This window comes from Syntrophomonas sp. UBA5494 (genome assembly GCF_002426325.1).
Genome location: NZ_DIPG01000139.1, coordinates 20,232 through 24,428, shown reverse-complemented (window position 1 = coordinate 24,428; position 4,197 = coordinate 20,232). Strand labels below are relative to the sequence as shown.

Below are 4,197 nucleotides of genomic sequence, written 5' to 3'. Positions count from 1 at the left end.
TTGTGGCCTCCGGCCATGGGGGTTAGTACGAAAATACTGTTTTTGTTATTCTGAACGCAGTGAAGAATCTGGCCGATATTAATGATTGACCAGGAAAGGATCCTCCGTTAACACTCAGGATGACGCATTTTCATAGGCAGTTGTGGCCTACGGTTATGGACGGTTAATATGCATTAAAAACGTTTAGAAGTTTATATTACTTTGTTGCGGCGAAATTCCTCAATTTCTTGGAGCGAATAGCCGGCGGCCAGGAATATTTCCTCATTATGTTCGCCCAGAGCGGGAAAATTTAGTTTGGCTTCTCCCGGGGTTTCCGACAGCTTGATCGGTACGCCGCCTAAAACTACCTTGCGCCCGCTGCCGCGTACATTTTCTAACTGCAGAATCATGTTGCGGGCTATGACCTGGGGGTGCTCCGCCATTTCTTCCAGGGTGAGGACCGGGGTAAAGCAGATGTCGCTTTGAGCAAAGAATTTTACCCATTCGGCCTGGGTTTTCCCCAGCATGAGGTTTTGAATATCAGCTATCATACCGGGTTGCAGTTTCTTTTCCCACTGGACTTTTATATATTCTTCCCGGCCCAGTTTTACGCAGAATTTCTGCCAAAATTTATCTTCCACCGCACCGAGACTTACGAATTTATGGTCGGCGGTTTTGTAAATGCTGTAACAGGCGTAACCTCCGGTCAAAACATCATCGCCGCGCTCGGGAAGACGTCCCCAGCCTGACCATTCTCCCAGAGTATAAGCTAAAAGACTTATCGTACCGTCCAGCATGGCTACGTCGCAGAGCTGTCCTTTACCGCTGCTAGTGCGGCTCATAAGGGCTAGCAGGATAGCGATTACAGCGTAGAGGGTACCGCCGGCTATATCAGCAATTTGTACACCGGACATGGCCGGGTTGCCATCGCGGGTACCGGTTAAACCGGTCACTCCAGCCAGGCTCAGGTAATTTAAATCATGACCGGCGGCATCGCGCAGCGGTCCGCTCCATCCATAGCCGGTTAAGGCACAGTATATGATTTTATCATTAACTTTTTTAAGTTCGGAGTAGCCTAGTCCCATTTTATCCATAACCCCGGGTCGGAATTGATCTATCACTATATCACTGTTGCTGGTCAGCCTTTTAAAGATGTCTTGGCCTTGTTCGTTTTTCAGATCGAGCGTAATGCTCTTTTTATTGCGGTTGACGGTATAGAAACGAGCGCTTTCATCCCCGATCAGCGGAGTCAATTTTCTGCCCAGGTCTCCGCCGCGGGGGTCTTCCACTTTGATAACTTCTGCTCCAAAGTCAGCCAGTATCTGGCTGCAAAGCGGCCCGGGAAGATATCTGGACAAATCCAGAACTTTGATACCTTCTAATGGGAGCCTCATATTCACACCCCTTTCATTTGACAAGAGAGCCAGGGCGATTAGAGCTCCTGACTCTCTTGGGACTGCTTAGGGCAGGAAGATTCCTTCGGGGTCAACTACATTGTAAAGTAATTCTAATTCTCTATAGGTAGGCACCTGGGTTTCCCCGGAGACCTGGCTGATATTAAGGTCAAAACTGCAGTTATCTTTTACTTGTTCGGGAGTAACCCCGGGATGTACCGTATCCAGATAAATGATGCCGTCATCGTTAAAGCGAAAAACTCCCATATTTGATATAACCGCGGAAGGCCCCCCGCGGAAAGCCTTGCCGTAGACTTCCCTTTTGTGCACGAATTCTCCGGAAGGCCATTTGGGAAGGCGCCATCCCGGTGAGGTTATATAACTGCATCTTTCCACGAAACGCCGTTTTTCCTGCACCATTATAAATACCGTTCGTTTGGCCAGAGAATTTATATCCGAGTTCCCCCCGCTTCCGGTCAGCCTCTTGCCCATAGGGGAGTAGCCCCCCATGGCAGTGGTATTAACATTACCATATTGGTCTATTTCTGCTCCGCCCAGAAAAGCCAGGTCGACCCGGCCCCGCTGCAGCTGTCCAAATACATCCAGCAGTCCGGAGGCGATCGAAGCCTGGTAAATACAGCGGGCATCTCCCACTGAGGTGGGCAGGCTTATAGGACGTCCGTCCACACTTCCGGCCTCGTATATGCACTTAGCATTGGGCGCAGAGGTTAACTGGGCCAACATAATGGCTAACATGGGGAGGCCGGTACCGGCAAAGACTACTTCACCGTCCATGACTTCTCTGGCAGCGGCTACGGCCAGAAGGTCGATAGGCTTGAATTCTCCTGGTTTAACATAGTCATTGGCTGCCATTATCTCGCCCCCCTTTTCACTTTGGTAGAATAGCCCAGAGCAGCACTGGCACGTAAGGTTTCCAGGCGGCTTACTCCCAGTTTATTAAGATAGGCTTCAAAATCTTTAACTCCCAATATCCATTCATCGGCCCAGGCATCAAAGCCTTCCTGGGTCCGGGTCCGGTTAAAGAAGTCTTTTATGAAAGCCCCGTCGGCTTCGTAGGAGCCAAAACATCCGGTGGGATGAGACCCCCAGGGAAGTTCAACTATATAATCTACCAGGTGCGGAGGAATCAGGTTCCTCTCCGGCTCACGCCGAATATATTCTTCGGGGACTATTTGCTCGGCAATGACGATTACCTTATCCGATGCTTTTATCGCTTCCTCATCGCTGTACTTCTGACCGGCAACCCGAATGGTTCCCTCCGTGCCTGCCATACTTACATGAGCAATGCACCAATCCGGCTGGGCTGCCGGGATCAGGGCTATTTCGGTACCGGTGAATTGTTCTTTATATATTTCATATTTTAAGGGCGGGATTTTGGGGTTGCTTCCGTCTCTTAAGCCGGCCTTGCCCAGCATGTCATACTCGGGATTTAATATGTCTGATCCCAGAGCGGAATAGGTGGGCAGGAAGGGCAGTCCTTGAGCCCCGGCGGCCAGGCGGAACAGCATCTGTACATGGCTGTAATCTTCACAGATGATGGCGCCTTCTTCAACTTTGCGGGAAAAGTTACCGCCGATTTTTCCATAGAGCTCATGGCCTATCCAGCAGGATTCCCATATTTTCACACATCCGGCCCCGATCAGCATATCATCATGGGTTCCCCCGTTAACTTCTACCAGATGCAGGTTTTTTTTACCTTGCCTGATTATTTCGTATATAGCTGCCATGGGACGCCTCCAGATGGTGAAACCACTGAAGGTAAGCATATCACCGTCTTTAATAAGGCTGATCGCTTCCGGCAGACTTACTTTTTGCGGCTGGCCCATTTTTTACATACCTCCTTTTCTTGAATGTATTTACCTAAGAGTACATTCTGAATTTATTATCAGAAGGCTGGGGCTGGCTAGAATTTGCCGATGAAATCTCTCCCGATAATCATCCTTTGAATCTGGTTGGAGCCTTCGTAAATCTGAGTTATCTTCACGTCCCGCATCATTCGCTCAATTGGAAACTCGGAGCAATAGCCATAGCCGCCCATTAGCTGGACACAGTTGGTGCATACTTCCATTGCCGTATCGGTGGCAAATTTTTTGGCCATGGAAGCCTGGGCACTGTGAGGCAAATTATTGTCTTTCAGCCAGGCAGCCCGATAAATCAGTAACTGGGCAGCATCGAGCGCGGTGGCCATATCCGCCACCATGAACTGTACTCCCTGGTTGGCTGCCAGTGGTTTGCCAAACTGTTTTCTTTCTTTAATGTAGTTGGTGGTGAAATTCAGTGCCCCTTCACCAATCCCCAGACCCTGGGCAGCAATGGTAACCCGGCCTCCGGCCAGGAGGCCCATGGCTACTTTAAAACCGTCATTGATTTCTCCCAGTACGTTTTCCTTGGGAACCTTGCAGTTATCAAAGTATAATTCGACCGTAGGAGAACCATGCATACCCATTTTATCTACCGGTTTGCTCATGCTGAAACCGGGGGTGTCTTTTTCAACAATAAGGCAGGTAATTCCTTTGCCCGAACCCTGAGTTGGATCAGTCTTGACAAAAGTACAGTAAGTGGTGGCAATGCCGCCATTAGTAATAAATATTTTGCTGCCGTTGAGCAGGAAGTGATCTCCTTTGTCTTCAGCCTTGCATTTAATGGAAGCCGCATCAGAACCGGCATTAGGCTCGGTCAAGGCATATGCCCCAATGATTTCACCGGTGGCCAGGGCTTTCAGATATTTTTCTTTGGTCCGCTGGCTTCCATATAAATAAGTGCTCATACAGCCCAGACCGGTATGCACACTCATAATAACCGC

At 49.3% G+C, this 4,197-nt stretch carries 4 protein-coding genes; all 4 read right to left on the bottom strand.

Going from position 1 to position 4,197, the window contains the following annotated elements; all coding sequences use genetic code 11:
• Nucleotides 1-191: 191 nt before the first annotated feature.
• Entirely contained in the window at nt 192-1,373 is a 1,182-nt protein-coding gene (locus tag B3W37_RS15655; protein ID WP_483176371.1) for a CaiB/BaiF CoA transferase family protein, read from the bottom strand.
• A gap of 66 nt (nt 1,374-1,439) precedes the next feature.
• A complete protein-coding gene (locus B3W37_RS15650; RefSeq protein ID WP_483176370.1) occupies nt 1,440-2,246 on the bottom strand; it encodes a CoA-transferase subunit beta in 807 nt (268 codons plus the stop codon).
• The gene (locus B3W37_RS15645; RefSeq protein WP_483176369.1) at nt 2,246-3,220 is read right to left on the bottom strand and encodes a CoA transferase subunit A; all 975 of its coding nucleotides are present in this window, start codon (nt 3,218-3,220) and stop codon (nt 2,246-2,248) included. Before B3W37_RS15645 ends, B3W37_RS15650 begins: the two co-directional genes overlap by 1 nt.
• A gap of 77 nt (nt 3,221-3,297) precedes the next feature.
• Nucleotides 3,298-4,197, bottom strand: a 900-nt coding sequence (locus B3W37_RS15640; RefSeq protein WP_483176368.1) for an acyl-CoA dehydrogenase family protein, incomplete at its 5' end; no start/stop codon positions are given.